The sequence below is a fragment of the Nonomuraea sp. IBHARD001 genome (genome assembly GCF_056106265.1).
In genome coordinates, this window is the sequence record NZ_JBWBBW010000002.1 from 3,668,512 (window position 1) to 3,688,778 (window position 20,267).

General features: G+C 72.0%; 10 protein-coding genes. 7 read left to right on the plus strand and 3 right to left on the minus strand.

What is annotated here, in order from left to right; genetic code table 11:
- Nucleotides 1–7: 7 nt before the first annotated feature.
- Complete coding sequence (locus ACTWNK_RS18835; RefSeq protein ID WP_474305467.1) at nt 8–574, minus strand: NADPH-dependent FMN reductase; 567 nt, start codon at nt 572–574, stop codon at nt 8–10.
- Nucleotides 571–1,662 (minus strand): LLM class flavin-dependent oxidoreductase, encoded by a 1,092-nt coding sequence (locus tag ACTWNK_RS18840; protein WP_474305469.1) that lies wholly within the window; start codon nt 1,660–1,662, stop codon nt 571–573. The genes ACTWNK_RS18835 and ACTWNK_RS18840 overlap by 4 nt, the downstream gene beginning before the upstream one ends.
- A gap of 118 nt (nt 1,663–1,780) precedes the next feature.
- Here ACTWNK_RS18840 and ACTWNK_RS18845 point away from each other — a divergent pair, with 118 nt between their 5' ends.
- Both ACTWNK_RS18845 and ACTWNK_RS18850 read left to right on the plus strand, forming a co-directional pair.
- Nucleotides 1,781–2,971, plus strand: coding sequence for a cytochrome P450 (locus ACTWNK_RS18845; RefSeq protein WP_474305471.1), 1,191 nt, complete (start codon nt 1,781–1,783; stop codon nt 2,969–2,971).
- Entirely contained in the window at nt 2,971–4,146 is a 1,176-nt protein-coding gene (locus ACTWNK_RS18850) for a cytochrome P450 (RefSeq protein ID WP_474305473.1), read from the plus strand. Before ACTWNK_RS18845 ends, ACTWNK_RS18850 begins: the two co-directional genes overlap by 1 nt.
- A gap of 33 nt (nt 4,147–4,179) precedes the next feature.
- Here ACTWNK_RS18850 and ACTWNK_RS18855 read toward each other — a convergent pair whose 3' ends face one another.
- Nucleotides 4,180–5,418: a condensation domain-containing protein gene (locus ACTWNK_RS18855; protein WP_474305475.1), complete on the minus strand. Its 1,239-nt coding sequence runs from the start codon at nt 5,416–5,418 to the stop codon at nt 4,180–4,182.
- An 89-nt stretch (nt 5,419–5,507) separates the two neighbouring features.
- Between ACTWNK_RS18855 and ACTWNK_RS18860 the strand changes: the two genes are divergently transcribed.
- From ACTWNK_RS18860 to ACTWNK_RS18880, 5 genes are read left to right on the plus strand one after another with little or no spacing between them, the layout of a single operon-like run.
- Nucleotides 5,508–6,473, plus strand: coding sequence for a ferritin-like domain-containing protein (locus tag ACTWNK_RS18860; protein WP_474305477.1), 966 nt, complete (start codon nt 5,508–5,510; stop codon nt 6,471–6,473).
- Nucleotides 6,470–12,844, plus strand: a complete 6,375-nt coding sequence (locus tag ACTWNK_RS18865; protein WP_474305479.1) for an amino acid adenylation domain-containing protein — start codon at nt 6,470–6,472, stop codon at nt 12,842–12,844. The genes ACTWNK_RS18860 and ACTWNK_RS18865 overlap by 4 nt, the downstream gene beginning before the upstream one ends.
- Nucleotides 12,841–17,913 (plus strand): non-ribosomal peptide synthetase, encoded by a 5,073-nt coding sequence (locus ACTWNK_RS18870; RefSeq protein WP_474305481.1) that lies wholly within the window; start codon nt 12,841–12,843, stop codon nt 17,911–17,913. The genes ACTWNK_RS18865 and ACTWNK_RS18870 overlap by 4 nt, the downstream gene beginning before the upstream one ends.
- Nucleotides 17,910–19,112, plus strand: coding sequence for a saccharopine dehydrogenase NADP-binding domain-containing protein (locus tag ACTWNK_RS18875; protein ID WP_474305483.1), 1,203 nt, complete (start codon nt 17,910–17,912; stop codon nt 19,110–19,112). Before ACTWNK_RS18870 ends, ACTWNK_RS18875 begins: the two co-directional genes overlap by 4 nt.
- The gene (locus ACTWNK_RS18880; RefSeq protein WP_474305485.1) at nt 19,109–20,266 is read left to right on the plus strand and encodes a Gfo/Idh/MocA family oxidoreductase; all 1,158 of its coding nucleotides are present in this window, start codon (nt 19,109–19,111) and stop codon (nt 20,264–20,266) included. Before ACTWNK_RS18875 ends, ACTWNK_RS18880 begins: the two co-directional genes overlap by 4 nt.
- Nucleotide 20,267 lies beyond the last annotated feature (1 nt).

The window sequence follows — 20,267 nt, forward strand, 5'->3', positions numbered from 1 at the left end:
CCCGCTGTCAGCCCAGCGGCAGCAGGGCCGAGAGCACCGGCGCGACGGACGCGCACCACGGGCGCACGGCACGGTCGAGCGCGGCGAAGTCGGCCTCCAGCACCGTCAGGCCCGGCACCGGTACGGCGGCGCCGAGCTCGACCAGCAGCGGCCGGAGGCAGGCGTCGACCGCGAAGGCGTGCTGGGCGCTCCCGGCCGTCATCAGCGGCACCGCGACCACACCGGACAGGCCACGTCTGGGCAGCCGGTCGAGGAAGAGCTTCAGCAGGCCCGAGTAGCTCGCCTTGAGCGTCGGGCTGGCCACCAGCAGCAGCCGCGACCCCAGCACGGTCTCGGTCGCCGCCTTCGTCTCGGGCGTGCTGGCCTCCCACTGGGCCAGGTCGGGGCCGAGGCCCGACAGGTCGACGAGTTCGGCGGGCGCGAGCGGCAGGCCGAGTGCGAGCAGGTCGTGGTGGAGCATGGCGCCGACCTTGCCCGCGATGCCGAGCGTGCGCGAGCCCCTGCGCGGATTGCCGACCAGGACCGACACCGGCAGATCGGCCGGGGTCATGGCGTGGCCGAGGCCGGAGCTCATGCGGGAGCCAGCAGACCGCGCGCCCGCAGCAGCGGCAGCACGCCTTCGCCGAACCAGTACGCCTCCTCCAGGTGCGGCTGTCCGGAGAGGATGAGATGCTCGATGCCCGCCTTGTGGTACTCGGCGATCCGGTCGGCCACCTCCTCGTGGCTGCCGACGAGCGCGACGCCCGCGCCGGGGCGCACCAGGCCGTATCCGGCCCAGACGTTGGGGTAGATCTCCAGGTCGTCCAGCCTGCCGCCGTGCAGGGCCGCGGCACGGCGCTGGCCCTCCGACTCGGTGCGGCCGAAGCGTTGCTGCGCCTTGGCGACCAGGGCGGGGTCCATGCCCTCGATGAGCTGCCCCGCGGTGCGCCACGCCTCCTCCGAGGTGTCGCGCGAGATGACGTGGAAGCGGGTGCCGAGGCTCACGGCGCGGCCGTTCGCGGTGGTGCGGGCGCGCAGGTCGTCCATCAGGCCGCCGAGCTGCGGCGGCGGCTCGCCCCAGGCCAGGTACACGTCGGCGTGCTCGGCCGCCACCCGGCGCGCGATCTCGGAGGAGCCGCCCAGGTGGATCTCGGGGATCGCCGACGGCCTGGTCAGCAGGCCCGCCTTCAGCCGGTAGTGCTCGCCCTCGAAGTCGTAGGGCTCGCCCTTCCACAGGCCGCGCAGCACCTGGAGGAACTCGGCCGTCCTGGTGTAGCGCTCGTCGTGCGGCAGCCAGTCGCCGTAGCGGCGCTGCTCGTCGGGGTCGCCGCCCGCCACGATGTTGAACACCAGGCGGTCGCCCGAGATGCGCTGGAAGGTGGCCGCCATCTGCGCGGTCAGCAGCGGCGACATCAACCCGGACCGCAGCGCGATCATGAACTTGACCCGCCGCGTGCTCGCCGCCAGCGCCGAGGAGATCAGCCAGGGGTCCTCGCAGAACATGCCGGTCGGCACCAGCATCCCGGTGAAGCCGAGCCCGTCGACCGCCTGGGCGACCTGGGTGAGATAGCCCAGGTCGGGCGCGCGGCGCAGGGTACGCGCCCGGCCCTGGTCCGCGGCGGTCCTGCCGACCTCCCTGCCGTCTCCGTGGAGGGGAAGGAACCAGTACAGGTGCAGTGGCATCCGTGTGTATCCCTCGTCTAGATTGCGACCCTCGACAAACACTAGAGTTGCTGGAATACAAGAAGCAATATCCAATGGAGTATTGCTGAAACCGTCACCCAGCCATCCGGAGTCCGGCATGCGGTTGCCCGAGCGGTTCGACGCTCTCGATCCCGCGGTGATTGACGACCCCTATCCGACCTACGAACGGCTGCGCGCCCAGGGGCCGCTGTGCCGCATGGGCCCGGCGAGCTTCGGCGTCACGCGTTACGAGGACGTGGCCGCCCTGGTCCGCGATCCGAGGCTCGGCAGCGAGTTCCCGCCCGCCTATCACGACCTTTCGGTCGGCGGAGGGGCCGCGTCCGCGTTCTTCCAGCGCATCATCCTCTATCGCGACCCTCCGGCGCACACGCGCCTGCGCAGGCTGATGTCCAAGGCGTTCAGCCCGGGGCTGGTCAAGGGGCTGCGCGAGCACATCGGCGTGCTCGTCGACGAACTGCTCGACCCGGTGCAGGAGCGCGGCGCGCTGGAGGCCGTCGACGACCTGGCCTTCCCGCTGCCGGTGCTGGTGGTGTGCGAGCTGATGGGCATCCCGCGCGCCGACCGCAGCGAGGTGCGCCCGCACGCCCTGAACCTCAGCAAGGCCTTCGCCGCCATGGTGCCAGAGCAGAGCAGGGCCGAGGCCGACGAGTCGGTGCTGTGGCTGCGCAAGTACCTCGGCGAACTGCTCGCCCAGCGCAGCAGGGCGCCGGGCCGCGACCTGCTGTCGCTGCTGCTGGCCGCTCGCGACGGCGCCGACCGGCTGAGCGAGGAGGAGATCGTGGACAATGCGGTCTTCTCCTTCTTCGCCGGGTTCGAGACGACCGCGAACCTGCTGGCCAGCGGCTGCGCCGCGCTCATGGACCACCCGGGCGAGCTGGCCAGGCTGCGGGCCGAGCCGGGACTGATCCCCACGGCCGTCGAGGAGTTCCTGCGCTACGACGCGCCGATCCAGGGGGCGGCACGCCTGGTCAACTCGCCGGTCACGATCGGCGAGCGGACCGTGCGGGCCGGCCGGGTGCTGGTGCTGCTGCTGGGCTCGGCCAACCGGGACGAGCGGCAGTTCCACCGGCCGGATGTGCTGGACGTCGGGCGTGATCCCAATGCGCATGTCAGTTTCGGCGGCGGCCTGCACCACTGCATGGGCGCGGCGCTCGGGCGGGTGGAGGGGCAGGTGGTCTTCGAGAGGCTGCTGGCCAGGTTCGCCACGATCGAGCCCGCCGGGCCCGCGCTTCGCCGTACCAAGACGACCTTCAGGGCTTATGCCCGTGTTCCCATGCGAGTGGCCTGATGTTGCTGCCCAAGTTCGACGCCCTCGATCCCGAGGTGCTGGACGATCCCTATCCGGCCTATGCCCGGCTGCGCGCCCAGGGGCCGGTGTGCCGGGTCTCGCCGGCCAGCTTCGGGGTGACCGGGCACGAGCACGTCGCGGCGCTGCTGCGCGACCGGCGGCTCGGCAACGACTTCCCCGAGGACAACCCGGCGTTCGCGATGGCCGAAGGCGTGGCGGGCAAGGTGTTCCGCCAGATCATCCCGACCCAGGACGCCGAGGACCACTCCCGCCTGCACCGCCTGATGGTCGCCGCCTTCTCCCCGGGTACGGCACGCGGCCACGCGGCCAGGATCAGGGCGATCACCGAGCGGTGCCTGGAAGAGGCGACGGCGAGCGGACGCCTGGACGTGCCCGCCGATCTGGCCTTCCCCGTCGCCGTGACCGTGGTGTGCGAGCTGATGGGCCTGCCGGTCACCGGCCGCGAGGAGATCTGGCGCAGGGCCGCCGCCCTGGCCAAGGCGTTCACGCCGTTCCTGCCCGAGCCGGACAGACCGGCGGCAGACGAGGCGCTGGCCTGGATCCGTGAGCACGTCGCCGAGGTCGTGCGCGAGCGGGTGGCCGAGCCCTGCGGCGATCTCGTCTCGCGCATGCTGGGCGAGCACACCGAGGACGAGATCGTCGACAATCTGGCCTTCCTGTGTTTCACCGGCTTCGAGACCACGATGAACATGGTCTCGACCGGCTGCCTGGCCCTGGCCCGCGCCCCGGGCGAGTACGCAAGGCTGCGGGCCGACCGCTCGCTGGTGCGCACCGCGGTCGAGGAGTTCGTCAGGCTGGACGCCCCCATCCAGTACACCGCGCGCGTCACCCGCGAACCGGTCACGATCGGCGACCGCACCATCAAGGCCGGCCGGTCGGTCCTGCTGATGCTGGGCAGCGCCAACCACGACGAGCGGGTGTTCGCCGATCCCGGCAGGCTGGACGTGGGCCGCGACCCCAATCCGCACGTCGGTTTCGGCGGCGGCGTGCGCGGGTGCCTGGGCGCGGCGCTGGCCAGGGTGGAGGGCGCGGTGGTGTTCGAGACGCTGCTCGACCGGGTGGCCGACCTGGGCCTGGCCGGAACGCCGGTGCGCGAGCCGAGCGCGCTGTTCCGCAGCTACGCGGCGATCCCGCTGGGCGTCACGCCCGGGTGAAGCCGGTCGGCGGGACGCGTGCGAGGGTCGGCGTCACGCCCGGCCGAAGTCGGCCAGCAGTGCGGCGTAGCCCCCGATGAACGCCTCGGCGGCGTCGGGGGCGAACCAGTCGCGCCGGTAGAACAGCACCGGCCGCAGCCCCTGGCCGAGCGGCGCCACGGCGAGTTCGAAGCTGAACCTGCTGCCGATCGCGTCCGGCACGAGCAGCTCGAACTCCAGCCCGCCCGCGTGCCCCTTGTGCACGGGGTCGGTGACGACCTGGAAGACGACGTCGTCGGCGCGCAGGCCGCCGGTCTCGACCAGGTGCGGCGGCAGCGTCTGGAACGGCTGCTGCTGGTTGGCGAACGCCCCGACCGAGGTGGCGTGCGTGGTGCGGATCAGGGTCAGCGGGTCGGCCGCCGCCGTACGCGACCTGAGCATGACCATGTTGGCGAGGAAGCCGACCGTGCCGTGGCTCTCCGGCCTGGCCCTGTTGGCGAACAGCGAGCCGACCGTGAGGTCGCGCTCACCCGTGGCGCGGTGCAGCTGGGCGAAGTAGGCGGCCAGCAGGACGGAGAACAGCGTGACGCGCAGGCGCTTGGCCAGCTCGCGCAGCCGCAGCGTGAGCTCGGGCGAGAGCGCGGCCGACGCCGTGCCGGTCGGCGCGCTGGCCGCGGCCCCGGCGCCGGGCAGTCTGGGCGGGCACGCCAGCCGCGAGCCGCCGAGCTGCCGCATCCAGTAGGCGTGCTGGCGTTCCAGCGGCAGGGCGTCCTGCCAGCGGGCGAAGTCGAGATACTGCCATGCGGGCGCCGCCAGGGCCGCGGGGTCGCCGCCTCTGGCATAGAGGGTCTGCAGCTCCTTGAACAGCACGCCGGTCGACCAGGCGTCGGTGACCATGTGATGCAGGTTCAGGCACAGCAGGTGCTCGGTCTCCGAAAGCCGCCACACGACGACCCGGACGGGCGGCGCGTGCGTCACGTCGATGCGCGTGCGCAGCTCGGCGACGAGCTCCGCCTGCGGGTCCGCCGCCTCACGCCAGGCGATGGGCACGTGCTCGGGCGCCAGCACGCGTTGCGTGAGGTTGCGGCCCCTGCCGGAGAAGACCGTGCGCAACGACTCGTGCCTGGCGGCGAGCGCGTCGAGCGAGGCGGCGAGCGCCGTGCGGTCGAGACGGCCGCGTAACCGGCACAGCACGGGGCAGTTGAACGCGCCGTACTCCGCCGTGGCCCGGTAGTGGCCCATCATCCACAGCAGGCGCTGGCCGACGGTCGCTGGAGCCTCTGGAACGGTCACCCCAGAATGCTAGGCGACACTCGCATTTCCGGTAAACCAAGTATCTCGGGTCTTCCCGGACCTCGTATCTATTCAGTAGTGTTTCAAGCATGGCCGACCTCAGGGTGACCACACCGGTCGAAGTCCAGCTCAACTGGGACTATGAGCCGCAGTCCGAGCGCATCTCCGTGCTGTACGAGCGGGCCAAGCAGGCTCAGTGGAACGCCTCCACCGACATCGACTGGTCGATGGAGGTGCCGTTCGGCCAGCCGCTGCCCGACGACTCCTACTTCGCCATGTCGGCCTTCGCCGCCTCGCCGCTGGCCCGCAGGGGGCGCCCGATCTGGGACACCTTCAGGTGGGAGCTGCAGTCGTGGATGGTCTCGCAGTTCCTGCACGGCGAGCAGGGCGCCATGGTGGTGGCGGCCAGGCTCGTCGGGATGATGCCGACCATCGAGAGCAAGTACTACGCGGCCAGCCAGGCGGCCGACGAGGCCAGGCATGTCGAGGTGTTCGCCAGATACCTGCGTGAGAAGGTGCCCGAGCCGTACGGGATCAGCTCCCCGCTCAGTGCGCTGCTGACCGACATCCTGGCCGACGAGCGGTGGGACGTCATCTCGCTCGGGATGCAGATCATGGTCGAGGCGCTGGCCATGGCCGCGTTCCGGCTGGCCAACAGTACGTTCAACGACGACCTGATCAAGGAGATCACCCGGCTGGTCGCCAGGGACGAGGCCAGGCACGTGTCGTTCGGGGTGCTGTCGCTGGCCGGGATCTATCCCGAGATGACCAGCGGTGAGCTGGCCGACCGCGAGGAGCTCGTGCTGACCGCCGCCAGCCTCATGCGCAGGCGCTTCCTGCTGGAGGACGTGTGGGAGCGGCTCGAGGTGCCCAGGAGCGAGGGCGTCGAGTTCGCCGCGACACACGAACTGATGATCAAGTATCGGCAGGCCATCTTCGCCAAGGTCATCTCCTCGTTGCAGCACATCGGCCTGCTGACCCCGGCCGTGCGGGACGGGCTGGCCAAGCTCGACCTGCTCGACTTCGGCGCCCAGCGCATCAGGGAGGCCAGATGAGCATCGAGGAGATGCGCGCCGCCATCGCCGCCATGATCGGCGAGGACCCGGGCGTGGTCGCGGACGACACCGACCTGCTGCGGCTCGGCCTCGACTCCATCCAGGTCATCAGGCTGGCCGGTCAGTGGCGCAAGGCGGGGGCCGATGTCACGTTCGCCGAGCTGGTGGAGTTCCGCACGCTGAGCGAGTGGCACCGGCTTGTCGCGGGCAAGCGGGCCGCACCCGTCGCGCCCGCCGGGCCCGAGCCCGATGTGGACGAGGCGCTGCCGTTCGAGCTGGCCACCATGCAGCACGCCTACTGGGTGGGCCGGGACGCCGACCAGGTGCTAGGCGGTGTCGGCGCCCAGTTCTACTGCGAGTTCGACGGTGCCGCACTCGACCCCGTGCGCCTGGAGCAAGCCGTGCGCGCGCTGATCGCCAGGCACGGCATGCTGCGCGCCAGGTTCCTCGACGACGGCCGTCAGCAGATCATGCCGGACAGCCCGTGGCCCGGTGTGCTGGTGCACGACCTGCGCGCCGCGCCCGAGCGGGCCGAGCTGGTACGCGAGGAGCTGTCGCACCGGCGGATGGCCGTCGAGCGCGGCGAGGTCTTCGACATCCAGCTGTCGCTGCTGCCCGGCGGGCTGACCCGGGTGCATCTGGCGATCGAGATGCTCGTCTCCGACGCGCAGAGCTTCCAGATCCTGCTCGGCGACCTGGCCGCCCTCTACCTTTCGCCCGATGCGCCGCTGCCCGCGCTCGGCTACAGCTTCCCCCGCTACCTGGCGGGCAAGGAGCTGCGCCGGGCCGTCAAGCGCGCCGAGGACCGCGAGTGGTGGCTGGCCAGGGTGCCCGAACTGCCGGGCCCGCCCCGCCTGCCGCTGGCCGTGGCCCCCGAGCAGCTCACCGCACGCCACAACGTACGGCTGGCGCACAGCCTGCCCGCCGAGGAGTGGAAGCGGCTGACGGAGTACGCCCGTGAGCACTCGCTGCTGCTGTCGATGGTGTTCGTCACGGCGTTCGCCGAGGTGATCGCCGCCTGGAGCGACGAGCCGCGCTTCCTGCTGAACCTGCCCTTCTACGACCGCGACGACGTGCATCCCGACGTCCATGCGATCGTCGGCGACTTCACCAACCTGGTCCTGCTCGACCTGGACCTGAGCGAGCCCATGCCGTTCGCCGATCGGGTACGCGACGTGCAGAGCCGCTTCCACACCAGCCTGGCGCACGCGTCGTTCACCGGCGTCGAGGTCATGCGCGAGCTGGCCAGGACCGCCGACGCCGCCGGATCGGCCGCGCCCGTCGTGTTCACCACCGCGATCAACCTGGGCGAACTGTTCGGCGAGGAGTTCCGGGGCAGCTTCGGCACGCCCGGCCACACCATGTCGACCACCCCGCAGGTCTGGCTCGACTGCCAGGTGACCGAGCGCGGCGGCGGCCTGTTCGTGAACTGGGACGCCGTCGAGGAGCTGTTCCCCGCCGGTGTCCTGGACGCCATGTTCGAGGCGTATGTGGGGCTGCTCGGCCGGGTCGCCGACGGCTGGAACGCCGAGGTGGACTGCCTGGCCCCCGGCGGGCAGCTCGCGGTGCGTGCTGCGGTGAACGCGATGGATGGTGTGTTGTCGGGGCGGTTGTTGCATCAGGGGTTTTTCGAGTGGGCTGTGCGTGAGCCGGGTCGTGTGGCGGTGGTGTGGGATGGGGGGTGGTTGAGTTTTGGTGAGTTGGCGCGTCGTGCGTTGTCGGTGGCGTCGTGGGTGGGTTCGGCGGGTGTGGTGGGGGTTTCGGTTGAGCGTGGTCCTGATCAGGTGGCGGCTGTGCTGGGGGTGCTGGCGGCTGGTGGTGTGTATGTGCCGGTGGGTGTGGATCAGCCTGCGGTGCGGCGTGAGCGTATTTTCGAGGCGGCCGGGGTGTCGCGTGTGTTGTCGGCCGAGGTGATGGCGGAGGCGCTGGCCGCCGAGCCGCTGGCCGGGCCGGTCGACGGGGTGCGGGGCGAGGATCTGGCGTATGTGATCTACACGTCCGGGTCGACCGGCGAGCCGAAGGGTGTGGAGGTCACGCATGCGGCAGCCGTGAACACGCTGGAGGAGGTGTGTGAGCGGTTCGGGGTGACATGCGAGGACCGGGTGCTCGGGGTGTCGTCGCTGGACTTCGACCTGTCGGTGTTCGACGTGTTCGGTGTGCTGGGCGTCGGGGGCGGGCTGGTCGTGGTGGGGGAGGGCGATCGGCGTGAGGCGGTTCGGTGGGCGCAGTTGTGTGCCGAGCATGGGGTGACGGTGTGGAACTCGGTTCCGGCGTTGCTGGACATGTTGCTGACCGTGGGCGGTGGGGGTGGGCTTCGGGTGGCTTTGGTGTCGGGGGATTGGGTGGGGCTTGAGCTTTCCGGTCGTCTCGCGCAGGTCGAGGTGGGGGCTCGGTTGGTGGCGCTTGGCGGGGCTACCGAGGCTGCGGTGTGGTCGAACTTCTGTGACGTGCCCGTTTCGGTGCCCTCGGATTGGGTGTCGGTGCCTTATGGGCGGCCGTTGCGTAATCAGTGTTTCCGGGTGGTGGACGGGCGTGGGCGGGATTGTCCTGATTGGGTGGCGGGGGAGTTGTGGATCGGCGGATACGGCGTCGCGCTCGGTTATCGCCACGATCCGGTGCGGTCGGCCGCGCAGTTCGTCGAGCACGACGGGTTGCGCTGGTATCGCACGGGCGACCTGGGAAGGTACTGGCCTGACGGCACGCTGGAGTTTCTCGGGCGCCGTGACTTCCAGGTCAAGGTACGCGGCCACCGCATCGAACTCGGCGAGGTCGAGGTCGCGCTGGAGGCGTGCCCGGGTGTGGGACGTGCGGTCGCGTCCGCCGTACGGGCGGAGGGCAGCGGGGCCAGGCGCCTGGCCGCCCTCGTGACATCGACCGAGGCGATCGCCCAGGACGACGTCCGCACGTTCGTCGCCGCGCGCCTCCCCGCGTACATGGTGCCGGAACGCATCGTGATCGCCGAGACGGTCCCGCTGAGCGCCAACGGCAAGGTCGACCGCAAGGCCGTCGACCGGCTGCTGGCCGGAGCCGTCGAACCGGTGGCCAGCACGCCGCCGCAAGGGCCGATCGAGACCGTGGTCGCCAGGCTGTGGGCCGAACTGCTGGGCGTCGAGCGGATCTCGCGCGAGGACCACTTCTTCGCACTCGGCGGCGACAGCCTGCTGGCCACCAGGCTGCTGCCCAGGCTCGCCGACGAAGGCGTCGAAGGCGGCAGGATGCGCGCCCTGTTCTCCGGCCCGGTGCTCAAGGACTTCGCCGCCACGCTCACCTCGGGTACGGCACGCGCCAGGACCGTCCTGAAGGCCGACCCGGCCGGCCGCCACGAGCCGTTCGCGCCCACCGACGTGCAACGCGCGTACTGGGTCGGCCGTACCCACCACTTCACCCTGGGCGGCGTCGGCTCGCACTGGTACTGGGAGCTCGACGGCACAGGCGTCGACGTGTCCGCACTGGAACGCGCCTGGAACCTGCTGATCGCCAGGCACGACATGCTCAGGGTCGTCTTCGACGACGACGGCGACCAGCGGGTGCTGGCCGACGTCCCGCACGCCGTCGTGCCCGTCACCGACGTCGGCGCGCCGGACTACGAGGCCGAGCTGGAACGGCTGCGCGAGCGCCTGTCGCACCGCATCGCCGATCCCGGCGTGTGGCCGCTGGTGGAGATCGAGGCCGTGCGTTCAGGCGATCGGGTCAGGCTGGCCTTCAGCTTCGACTACATGGTGCTGGACGCGCTCAGTATCGTCATCGTGTTCAAGGAGCTGGCCGCGCTCTACGCCGACGCGGACCTGAGCCTGCCGCCCATGGACATCACCTTCCGCGACTACCTGCTCAACGCCGGACCGGACGCCGAGGAACGGCAGGCGGCCGAGGACTACTGGCGCGAGCGCGCCGCCGACCTGCCGGCGGCCCCCCGCCTCCCGCTCGCCGTCGACCCGTCCAGGGTCGTCTCGCCGGTCTTCACCCGTCGCGAGGCGAAGCTGGAGCCCGAGCAGTGGGCCGCCCTCGTCGAACACGCCAGAGCGCACGGCCTCACCCCCGCGGCCGTCCTGGCCACGGCCTATGCCGAGACGATCGCCGCCTGGTCGGAGGGCGACGGGCTCACGCTGAACCTCACGCTGTTCGACCGGCGTGAGGTGCATCCGCGGATCAACGACGTGCTGGGCGACTTCACCTCGCTGCTGCTGGCCGCCTACGAGCCGGTCGCGGGCGAGAGCTTCGCCTCGGCGTCGGCCCGCTACCAGGAGCGGATGTGGGCCGACATGGAGCACCGGGCGGTCTCGGCCATCTGGGTGCTGCGCGAACGCGCCCGCCGCACCGGGGCCGCCGACGTCGCCATGCCGGTCGTCTTCACCAGCGCGCTCGGCCTGCCCGCCGAGCTCGTCGACCTGGACCTGCCGTTCGGGCGGCCAGGCTGGGGCCTGTCCCAGACGCCGCAGGTCTGGCTCGACTGCCAGGTGACCGAGCGGGCCGGCGGCCTGTTCGTGAACTGGGACGCCGTGGAGGAGCTGTTCCCGGCCGGTGTGCTGGACGCCATGTTCGAGGCGTATGCCGGGCTGCTGGGTCGTCTGGTCTCGGGCACGGCCTGGGACGAGACGGTCGGGCCTCTGGTGCCCGGCGGGCAGCTCGCGGTGCGTGCTGCGGTGAACGCGATGGATGGTGTGTTGTCGGGGCGGTTGTTGCATCAGGGGTTTTTCGAGTGGGCTGTGCGTGAGCCGGGTCGTGTGGCGGTGGTGTGGGAGGGGGGTTGGTTGAGTTTTGGTGAGTTGGCGCGTCGTGCGTTGTCGGTGGCGTCGTGGGTGGGTTCGGCGGGTGTGGTGGGGGTTTCGGTTGAGCGTGGTCCTGATCAGGTGGCGGCGGTGCTGGGGGTGCTGGCGGCTGGTGGTGTGTATGTGCCGGTGGGTGTGGATCAGCCTGCGGTGCGGCGTGAGCGTATTTTCGAGGCGGCCGGGGTGTCGCGTGTGCTGTCGGCCGAGGTGATGGCGGAGGCGCTGGCGGCCGAGCCGCTGGCCGGGCCGGTTCCGTGGACCCGTCCGGACGACCTCGCGTACGTGATCTACACCTCCGGGTCGACCGGCGAGCCCAAGGGGGTCGAGGTCACGCATGCCGCTGCCGTGAACACACTCGAAGAGGTGTGCCGGAGGTTCGGCGTTTCGGGTGAGGACCGGGTGCTGGCGGTGTCGTCGCTCGACTTCGACCTGTCGGTGTTCGACGTGTTCGGGCTGCTGGGCGTCGGCGGGTCGCTCGTCGTGGTGGGGGAGGGCGATCGGCGTGAGGCCACGCGATGGGCGGAGCTGTGTGCCGAGCACAAGGTCACGGTGTGGAACTCGGTTCCGGCGTTGCTGGACATGTTGCTGACCGTGGGCGGCGGGGGTGGGCTTCGGGTGGCTTTGGTGTCGGGGGATTGGGTGGGGCTTGAGCTTTCCGGTCGTCTCGCGCAGGTCGAGGCTGGGGCTCGGTTGGTGGCGCTTGGCGGGGCTACCGAGGCTGCGGTGTGGTCGAACTTCTGTGACGTGCCCGTTTCGGTGCCTTCCGATTGGGTCTCGGTGCCTTATGGGCGGCCGTTGCGTAATCAGTGTTTCCGGGTGGTGGACGGGCGTGGGCGGGATTGCCCTGATTGGGTGGCGGGGGAGTTGTGGATCGGCGGATACGGCGTCGCACTGGGATATCGCCACGATCCGGTGCGGTCGGCCGCGCAGTTCGTCGAGCACGACGGGCTGCGCTGGTATCGCACGGGCGACCTGGGAAGGTACTGGCCTGACGGCACGCTGGAGTTCCTCGGGCGCCGTGACTTCCAGGTCAAGGTACGCGGCCACCGCATCGAACTCGGCGAGATCGAGGTCGCGCTGGAGGCGTGCCCCGGCGTACGCGGCGCCGTCGCCTCCGCGGTCGAGGTGGCGGGCGGCGGATCGAGACGCCTGGCCGCCCTCGTGACATCCGCCGAGGCGATCGCCCAGGACGACGTGCGCACGTTCGCCGCCGCGCGCCTCCCCGCGTACATGGTGCCGGAACGCATCGTGATCGCCGAGACGATCCCGCTGAGCGCCAACGGCAAGGTCGACCGCAAGGCCGTCGACCGGCTGCTGGCCGGAGCCGTCGAACCGGCGTCGAGCACGCCGCCGAGCGGCGAGGCAGAGAGCGAGGTCGCCGGCATCTGGGCCGACCTGCTCGGCGCCGCCGCGATCTCCCGTGAGGACAACTTCTTCGCACTCGGCGGCGACAGCCTGCTGGCCACCAGGCTGGTCGAGACGATCCGCCGCAGGTTCGGGGTGGTCATGACCCTGCGCCTGCTGCTCGGCGTGCCCACGCTGGCCGAGCTGGCCGCACTGATCGAGGAACAACGCGCGGAATCCATGGAAGAGGGCGAACTATGAGTGCTGGGCGCCTGGTCGGCGAGCTGGAGAACGCGGGCGTCACGCTCTGGGCGGACGAAGGGCGCCTGCGGTACCGCGCGCCGAAGGGCACGATGACCCCCGAACGCCTCGCCGCCCTGCGCGAGCATCGCGACGAGGTGCTCGCCTACCTGGACGGCGGCGCCGGACGGGCCCTGGTCCCCGCGCCCGGCGAGCGATACGACCCCTTCCCCGTGACCGACGTGCAGTCTGCCTACCTGCTGGGCAGGCGTGACGTCTTCGCCTACGGCGGCGTCGGCTGCCACGGCTACGGCGAGCTGACCTATCCCGAGCTCGACCCGGCCAGGCTGAGCGCCGCCTGGCAGGCCCTCGTGCGCCGCCATGACATGCTGCGCGCCGTCGTCACCGTGGACGGCGCCCAGCAGGTACGGCCACACGTGCCCGACTACGCGATCGCCGTGCGCGACCTGCGCGGCCTGCCGGGCGAGGAAGTCGCGGCGGCCGTCGAGGCCACCAGGGCCGAGCTCGGCCACAAGGTCTATCCGACCGATCAGTGGCCGCTGTTCGAGTTACGCGTGAGCCGTACCGACGAGAAGGCGATCCTGCACTTCTCCATCGACTTCCTCATCGCCGACTTCGTCAGCCTCGAAGTGATCCTCACCGAGCTGCACCGCCTCTACGCCGAGCCCGGCGTGTCGCTGCCCGAGCTGGAGCTGACCTACCGCGACTACCGCCTGGCCGAGCAGCGCATGCGCTCGGGCGTCGGCTACGAACGCGACAAGGCCTACTGGCTCGACCGCATCGCCGACCTGCCCGCCGCCCCCGACCTGCCCATGGTCGCCTCGCCCGGCGAGCAGACCGGCTTTCGCCGCCTGGAGGCCAGGATCGAGCCCGCCGTGTGGGCCGGGCTCAAGGAACAGGCCGGACGGCACGGCGTCAGCCCCTCGACCGCCGTGCTCGCCGCCTACGCCGAGGTGATCGGCGCCTGGAGCAGGGCCTCGCGGTTCTGCCTCGACATCACCCTGCTGAACCGCCTGCCCGTGCACCCCCAGGTGGGCGCCCTGGTCGGCGACTTCACCTCGGTGAGCCTGCTGGCCGTCGACAAGGCGGCGGGCACGACGTTCGCCGAGCGTGCCGCCGCCGTACAGGCCAGGCTCTGGCAGGACCTCGACCACCGGCTGTTCAGCGGCGTCGAGGTGATGCGCGAGCTCGGACGGCGCGGCGGGGCGGAGGCCGCGCTGATGCCCGTCGTGTTCACCAGTGCGATCGGACTGGCCGACGAGGCCGAGCAGCCGGGCCGGGGCGAGTTCACCTTCGGCATCAGCCAGACGCCCCAGGTCTGGATCGACTGCCAGAACATCGAAAGACGCGGCGGCCTGGCCTCCAACTGGGACGTGCGTGAGGGCGTGCTGCCCGCCGACGTGATCGACGACGCCTTCGCCGCCTACGAGGACCTGCTGCGCCGCCTGGCGGACGACGGGAGCGTGTGGGAGTCGGCCGCGCCCGTCGGCCTGCCCGCCGCGCAACTCGCCCGGCGTGAGCTGGCCAACGCCACCGCGGGGCCGCTGCCCGAAGGCCTGCTGCAGGACGGCTTCCTGGCCTGGGCGGCGCACGCGCCCGGCGATGTGGCCGTCGTCTGCGGCGAGCGCGAACTGACCTACGGCGAGGTGCTGGCCCGCTCGGCCGCCGTCGCCGTCCACCTCGCCGACGCGGGCCTGACACCCGGCGACCTGGTCGCCGTCGTCATGGACAAGGGCTGGGAGCAGATCGTCGCCGTCCTCGCCGTGCTGCGCGCCGGAGGCGTCTACCTGCCCGTCGACACCAACCAACCGGCCGCCAGACGCGCCCGCATCCTGGCCGACGCAGGAGTACGGCTGGCGCTGACCCAGTCGAGGCTGCTGCCCGGCCTCGGCGAGTGCACGGCGCTCGCGGTCGACACGATCGAGCCGGGCGAAGCCGTACCGGCCGCGCCCGGCGTCTCGCCCGGCGACCTGGCGTACGTGATCTACACCTCGGGCTCGACCGGATCGCCCAAGGGCGTGATGATCACCCACACGGCGGCCCGCAACACCGTCGACGACATCACCCGGCGTTTCGGCGTCGGACCGGGCGACCGGGTGCTCGGCCTGGCCGCACTGGGGTTCGACCTGTCGGTCTACGACGTGTTCGGCGTGCTGGGCGTCGGCGGGGCCGTCGTGCTGCCCGCCGCCGAGCGCAGGGGCGACCCCTCGCACTGGGCCGCGCTCGTCGCCCGGCACGGCGTCAGCATCTGGAACTCCGTTCCGGCCCAGCTGCAGATGCTCAGCGACTACCTCGGGCACGAGCCGCAGGCCGGACTCGGGTCGCTGCGGCTGGCGATGATGTCGGGCGACTGGATCCCGGTCGCACTGCCCGACCGGATCAGGCGGCAGGTGCCCGGACTGCGTGTGGTCAGCCTCGGCGGGGCCACCGAGGCGGCGATCTGGTCGATCTACCATGAGATCGGCCAGGTGCCCGAGTCGTGGCGCAGCATCCCCTACGGGCGTCCGCTGGCCAACCAGAGCTTCCACGTGCTCGACGACGCCATGCGGCCCTGCCCGGACGGCGTGCCCGGCGAGCTGTACATCGGGGGAGCCGGTCTGGCCGCGGGCTACCTGCACGACGAGGAGCGCACGGCCGCGCGCTTCGTCCGCCATCCGGTCACGGGCGAGCGCCTCTACCGCACCGGCGACCTCGGCAGATACCTGCCCGACGGCGAGATCGAGTTCCTCGGCCGTGAGGACGCCCAGGTCAAGGTACGCGGCCACCGCATCGAACTGGCCGAGATCGAGACCGCCCTGGCCGAGCACCCCGCCGTCGACGCGGCGTACTGCGTGGCCGACGGCACGGCGCTCGAGCGCAGGCTCGTCGCCTTCGCCGTACCGGCCGTCGCGGCGCCGCCGCCCGGCACGACCGACGACGTGCTCGCGACCGCGATGAAGGCGGGCGCGGCCGTGCTCGACGGCGTCGACAGGGAGCGCTACCTGGCCTACACCCGCGGCCTGGACGACATCGCGCTCACCACCATGCTCGGTGTGCTGCTCGAACCCGGCCTGTTCACCGCGGGCGCCGCGCACACCGCGCCGGAGATCGTCACCGCGGTCCGGGCCGCCGAACGCCATCACAGGCTGCTGCGGCGATGGCTGAACGCCCTGGTCGAGGCCGGTGCGCTGGCCCGCGACGAGCGGGGGCGGCACACGCTCACCGAGACGGGAGCCGCCAGGGCGCGCACCGACCTGACGGCCGCCTGGCAGGACGTCGTCGACCTCGGGCACGGCGTGGACGACGTGCGGCTGATCGACTACTTCCGCACGTCCGGCGCCAGGCTCGGCGAGCTGGTCAGGGGCGAGAGCGATCCGCTGCGGCTGCTGTTTCCCGAAGGCCGGGTCGAGCTGTCGGACAACCTCTACTCCGAGGCGCTGTTCAACCGCTGGGCCAACGCTGTCACCGCGAGCGCCGTACAGGAGATCGCGGTCGCGCACCAGGGGCAGGGGCCGCTGCGGGTGCTGGAGGTCGGCGCGGGCGCGGGCGGGACCAGCGCGGGCGTGCTGGCCGCTCTTGAGCAGTCCGGCGCGCAGGTCGACTATCTGTTCACCGATCTTTCGCAGTACTTCCTCAACGCCGCCCAGGAGCGTTTCGCCGCACTGCCGTGGGTCAGGTTCGGCGTGTACGACCTCGACCGCGACCCCGGGGCGCAGGGGCTGTCGGCCAACTCCTTCGACGTGATCATCGCGGGTGACGTCCTGCACGCCACCCACGACGCCGGTGCGACGCTGGGCAGGCTGGCCGGGCTGGCGGCGCCCGGCTGCTGGCTGCTGGTGCAGGAGATGACGCGCGACCACGTGCAGATCATGACCTCCCTCGAGCTGATGGTCAGGCTGGAGGAGTCGCTCGGCGACTTCGCCGACCTGCGGCGGGGCAGGCACCAGACCTTCCTCTACCCCGACCAGTGGAGCACGCTGCTGCGCGAGGCCGGCGCCGTGGGCGAGGCGTGCGCGCCGCAGGACGACGACCTGCTCGACGAGGTCGGCATGCGGGTCTTCGCCGCGCGGTTCAAGACCGGCCGTGCCAGGGTGACCCCGGCCGAGCTGACCGCCTTCGCCGCGACCAGGCTGCCCGACTACATGGTCCCGCCGGTCGTCGAGATCGTCGACGCCGTGCCGCACACGGCCAACGGCAAGGTCGACAGGGCCGGGCTGGTGGCGCTGCTGCCCGCCAGGACCGGGGCCGAGACGGCGGGCCTGGAGGAGGACCTCACCGACCTGGAGCGCAGGCTGGCGGTCATCTGGGCCCAGGTGCTCAAGCTGGAGGCCGTCGGCAGGCGGCAGAACTTCTACGACCTCGGCGGCGACTCGCTGCTGGCCGCCCAGCTCGCCGGGCGGCTCACCGAGGAGGTGCCCGAGGCCGACCTGTTCTTCGACGAGCTGCTGCGCCTGATCCTGGAGCAGCCCACGGTCTCGGCGCTCGCCTCGGCGCTCGGCGCCGGAACCGTACGGCAGGGCGAGGCGGCGGGCGTCGACAGCGGGCCCGCCGTGACCTGGCTGAGCGAGGCGGGCGACGGACCGGCGCTGATCCTGGTGCACGACGGCACCGGCCTGCCACCCGCGTACGAAGGCGAGGCCGAAGGCCCCGTGCTGGCGCTGGGCGGCGCGGCCGGGCTGGACGTCGGCGAGCTCGAACCCGGCACGCTGCTGGACCGCCTCGCCGACCGCTACAGCGCGGAACTGGCCGGGTGCGCCCTGGCCGTGGCACGGGTGAGCGGGTCGGGGGCGGGAGCCGCGCTGGCGATGGAGGTGGCTCGGCGGCTGACCGAGATGGGGGTGTACGTGGAGATGCTCGTGCTGCGCGATCCCTTGACCAAGGGCGGCGGGGACGAGGCCGTGGCCAGGGGGTTGTTCGGCGATCGGGCCGAGGAGGGCTATCCCCTGTGGGTGGCGCTGCTGCGGGCCGGGGAGGGCGTCGGGGATGTGTACGTGGGCGATGTGACGCTGGTCAGGTCGGGGGAGGGCGAGCCGGTCGAGGTGTGGACCGAACGCTGCCTGGGCGAGGTCACGGTCGAGGCGGCCCGATGAGCGGGCAGGTGATCGGGATCGTCGGCGGGTACGGCGCGGTCGGGATGGCGGCTGCTCGGCGGCTGGCCGGGTGGGGGCTGGGGCCCCTGCGGATCGGCGGGCGCGACCGGGAGCGCGGACAGGCGGCCGTGCGCTTGCTCGGGAGTGGGGGAACCGGAGCCGCGGCGACGTCCCTCCAGGCCGTCGGCGCGTCGGCAACGGCCCAGGCGGTCGGCGCACCCGCCTCACGCCAGGCCGTCGGCGCGTCCGGGGCCCCGCGGACCGGGTTCGCCGTCGAGGCCGCGGTCGTGGATCTTGACGACCCCGCTTCGCTCGCCGCTTTCGCCGCCGGGTGCCGGGTCGTCGTCAACTGCGCGGGGCCCGCCGTACACGTGGGGGACCAGGTGGCGAGGGCGGCGCTGGCCGCGGGGGCGGACTATGTGGACGCGGCGGGTGACGACGGGCTGCACCGGGCGGTCGAGGCGCTCGGCGGGCGGTGGACGGCGGTGGTGTCGGCGGGCATGATGCCGGGGCTGACCGGGCTGCTGCCCCGGCTGCTCACCGGCACCGGGCGACCGGTCAGGCTCACCGGCTGGGTGGGCGGGCGCGACCGGTTCACGGCGACGGCGGCGCTGGACTACCTGGCCGCGTTCGACGCGTTCGGCGAGACGTTCGCCGCCTGGCGCGACGGCCGGAGGGTCTCGCGGGCCGCGCGTGCCGTGGCCTCGGCCGAGGCGCCGTTCTTCCCCGGCCGGGTGGCGCTCACGCCGTACCTGAGCACGGAGGCCGAACGGCTGGCGCTCGCGCTCGGCGCGGACGAGGCGACCTGGTACAGCGTGTTCGACGGCGAGCACCTGTGGGAGGCGCTGTCCAGGCCGAAGGGCGGCACCGTCCAGGAGCGGGCCTCGGCCGTGGCGAGGGCGGCCGAGCTCGACGTGTTCGGCCGCGACGCCTACCAGGTGATCGCGGTCGAGGTGGCGGGAGCCGAGCGCACCAGGACGGTCGTGCTCAGGGGCGGCGGGGCCAGTGAGCTCACCGGCGCGACGGCGGCGCTCGCCGCGAGGGCGGTGCTGGCGGGCGAGGCGCCGCCGGGCGTGCACCACGCGGCCGAGGTGCTCGACCCCCGTACGGCGGCCGACCTGATCGGCGGCGTGCGGGTGTACGAAGGCCCGGCGCGCGCGGCCGGGCACGAGCACGAGCAGGAGGAAGGAGTACTGTGACGACACCGATGCGGGTGGTGGTGTGCGGCGCCCTGTTCGGACAGGTCTACCTGCGTGCCTTCGCCCAGCCGGGCCTGCCGCTCGAACTGGCCGGCATCCTGGCCAGGGGCAGCGAGCGCTCACGCTCGGTCGCCGAGCACCACGGCGTGCCGCTGTTCACCGATCTCGACCAGATACCCGGCGACGTGCGGATGGCCTGCGTGGTCGTGCGCGGCGGCCTGCTCGGCGGGCCGGGCGTCGAGCTGGCCAAGGCGCTGATGGCCCGAGGCATGCACGTCATCCAGGAGCACCCGCTGCACCACGACGAGCTGGCCGACTGCCTGCGTACGGCACGCAAGCACAAGGTGACCTATCACCTGAACCCCTTCTACACCAATACCGCCCCCGTACGCCGTTTCATCGGCACGGTGGCCGAGCTGCTGCGCCGTCAGCGACCGCTGTACGTGGACGCGGCGTGCGGGTTCCAGGTCGCCTACTCGCTGCTGGACATCCTCGGACAGGCGCTCGGCGGGGTCAGGCCGTGGTCGATCGGCGAGCTCGCCACCCCGGCCGACGTCTCGGTCGCCTCCACGCCGGACGTGCCGTTCCGCAGCCTCGACGGGATCATCGGCGGCGTGCCGGTCACCCTGCGTATCCAGAACCAGATGGACCCGGCCGACCCCGACAACTACGCCCACCTCATGCACAGGGTCGTCGTCGGCACCGAGGCGGGCAATCTCGAACTGGTCGGCACGCACGGCCCGGTGGTGTGGAGCCCCAGGCCGGACTTCCCCCGCGCGGTGCGCGACCCGGCGGCCAGGCCGCACTTCGACTACAGCGACGAGGGCGCCGAGGCGCTGCGCAGCCACCTGGACGTGCCGAGCGCGGGCGTGCTGGGGGCGGCGCAGGCGCCGAGCTACCGCGAGATCTTCGAGGAGGTCTGGCCCGCCGGGGTGGCGCACGCGCTGATGCGGCTGCGCCGCGACGCCCTGGCCTCGGACCCGGCGGCCAGGCGCGGGCAGTACCACCTGACGCTGTGCAAGCTCTGGCAGGAGATCACCCTGAAGCTCGGCCCGCCCGAGCTGGTGACCGCGCCCGCGCCGAGGCTGCTCGACGCCGCCGAGGTCGCCGCCCTGGACAAGGCCGGGCGCGAGGCCGAACAGGAGGCGCTGTGAC

What these genes read in the sequence shown, in the direction of transcription:
- ACTWNK_RS18860 (WP_474305477.1), top strand. Translation starts at nt 5,508, where the DNA reads ATGGCCGACCTCAGGGTGACCACACCGGTCGAAGTCCAGCTCAACTGG.
- ACTWNK_RS18875 (WP_474305483.1), top strand. Translation starts at nt 17,910, where the DNA reads ATGAGCGGGCAGGTGATCGGGATCGTCGGCGGGTACGGCGCGGTCGGG.
- ACTWNK_RS18865 (WP_474305479.1), top strand. Translation starts at nt 6,470, where the DNA reads ATGAGCATCGAGGAGATGCGCGCCGCCATCGCCGCCATGATCGGCGAG.
- ACTWNK_RS18845 (WP_474305471.1), top strand. Translation starts at nt 1,781, where the DNA reads ATGCGGTTGCCCGAGCGGTTCGACGCTCTCGATCCCGCGGTGATTGAC.
- ACTWNK_RS18840 (WP_474305469.1), bottom strand. Translation starts at nt 1,662, where the DNA reads ATGCCACTGCACCTGTACTGGTTCCTTCCCCTCCACGGAGACGGCAGG.
- ACTWNK_RS18850 (WP_474305473.1), top strand. Translation starts at nt 2,971, where the DNA reads ATGTTGCTGCCCAAGTTCGACGCCCTCGATCCCGAGGTGCTGGACGAT.
- ACTWNK_RS18870 (WP_474305481.1), top strand. Translation starts at nt 12,841, where the DNA reads ATGAGTGCTGGGCGCCTGGTCGGCGAGCTGGAGAACGCGGGCGTCACG.
- ACTWNK_RS18835 (WP_474305467.1), bottom strand. Translation starts at nt 574, where the DNA reads ATGAGCTCCGGCCTCGGCCACGCCATGACCCCGGCCGATCTGCCGGTG.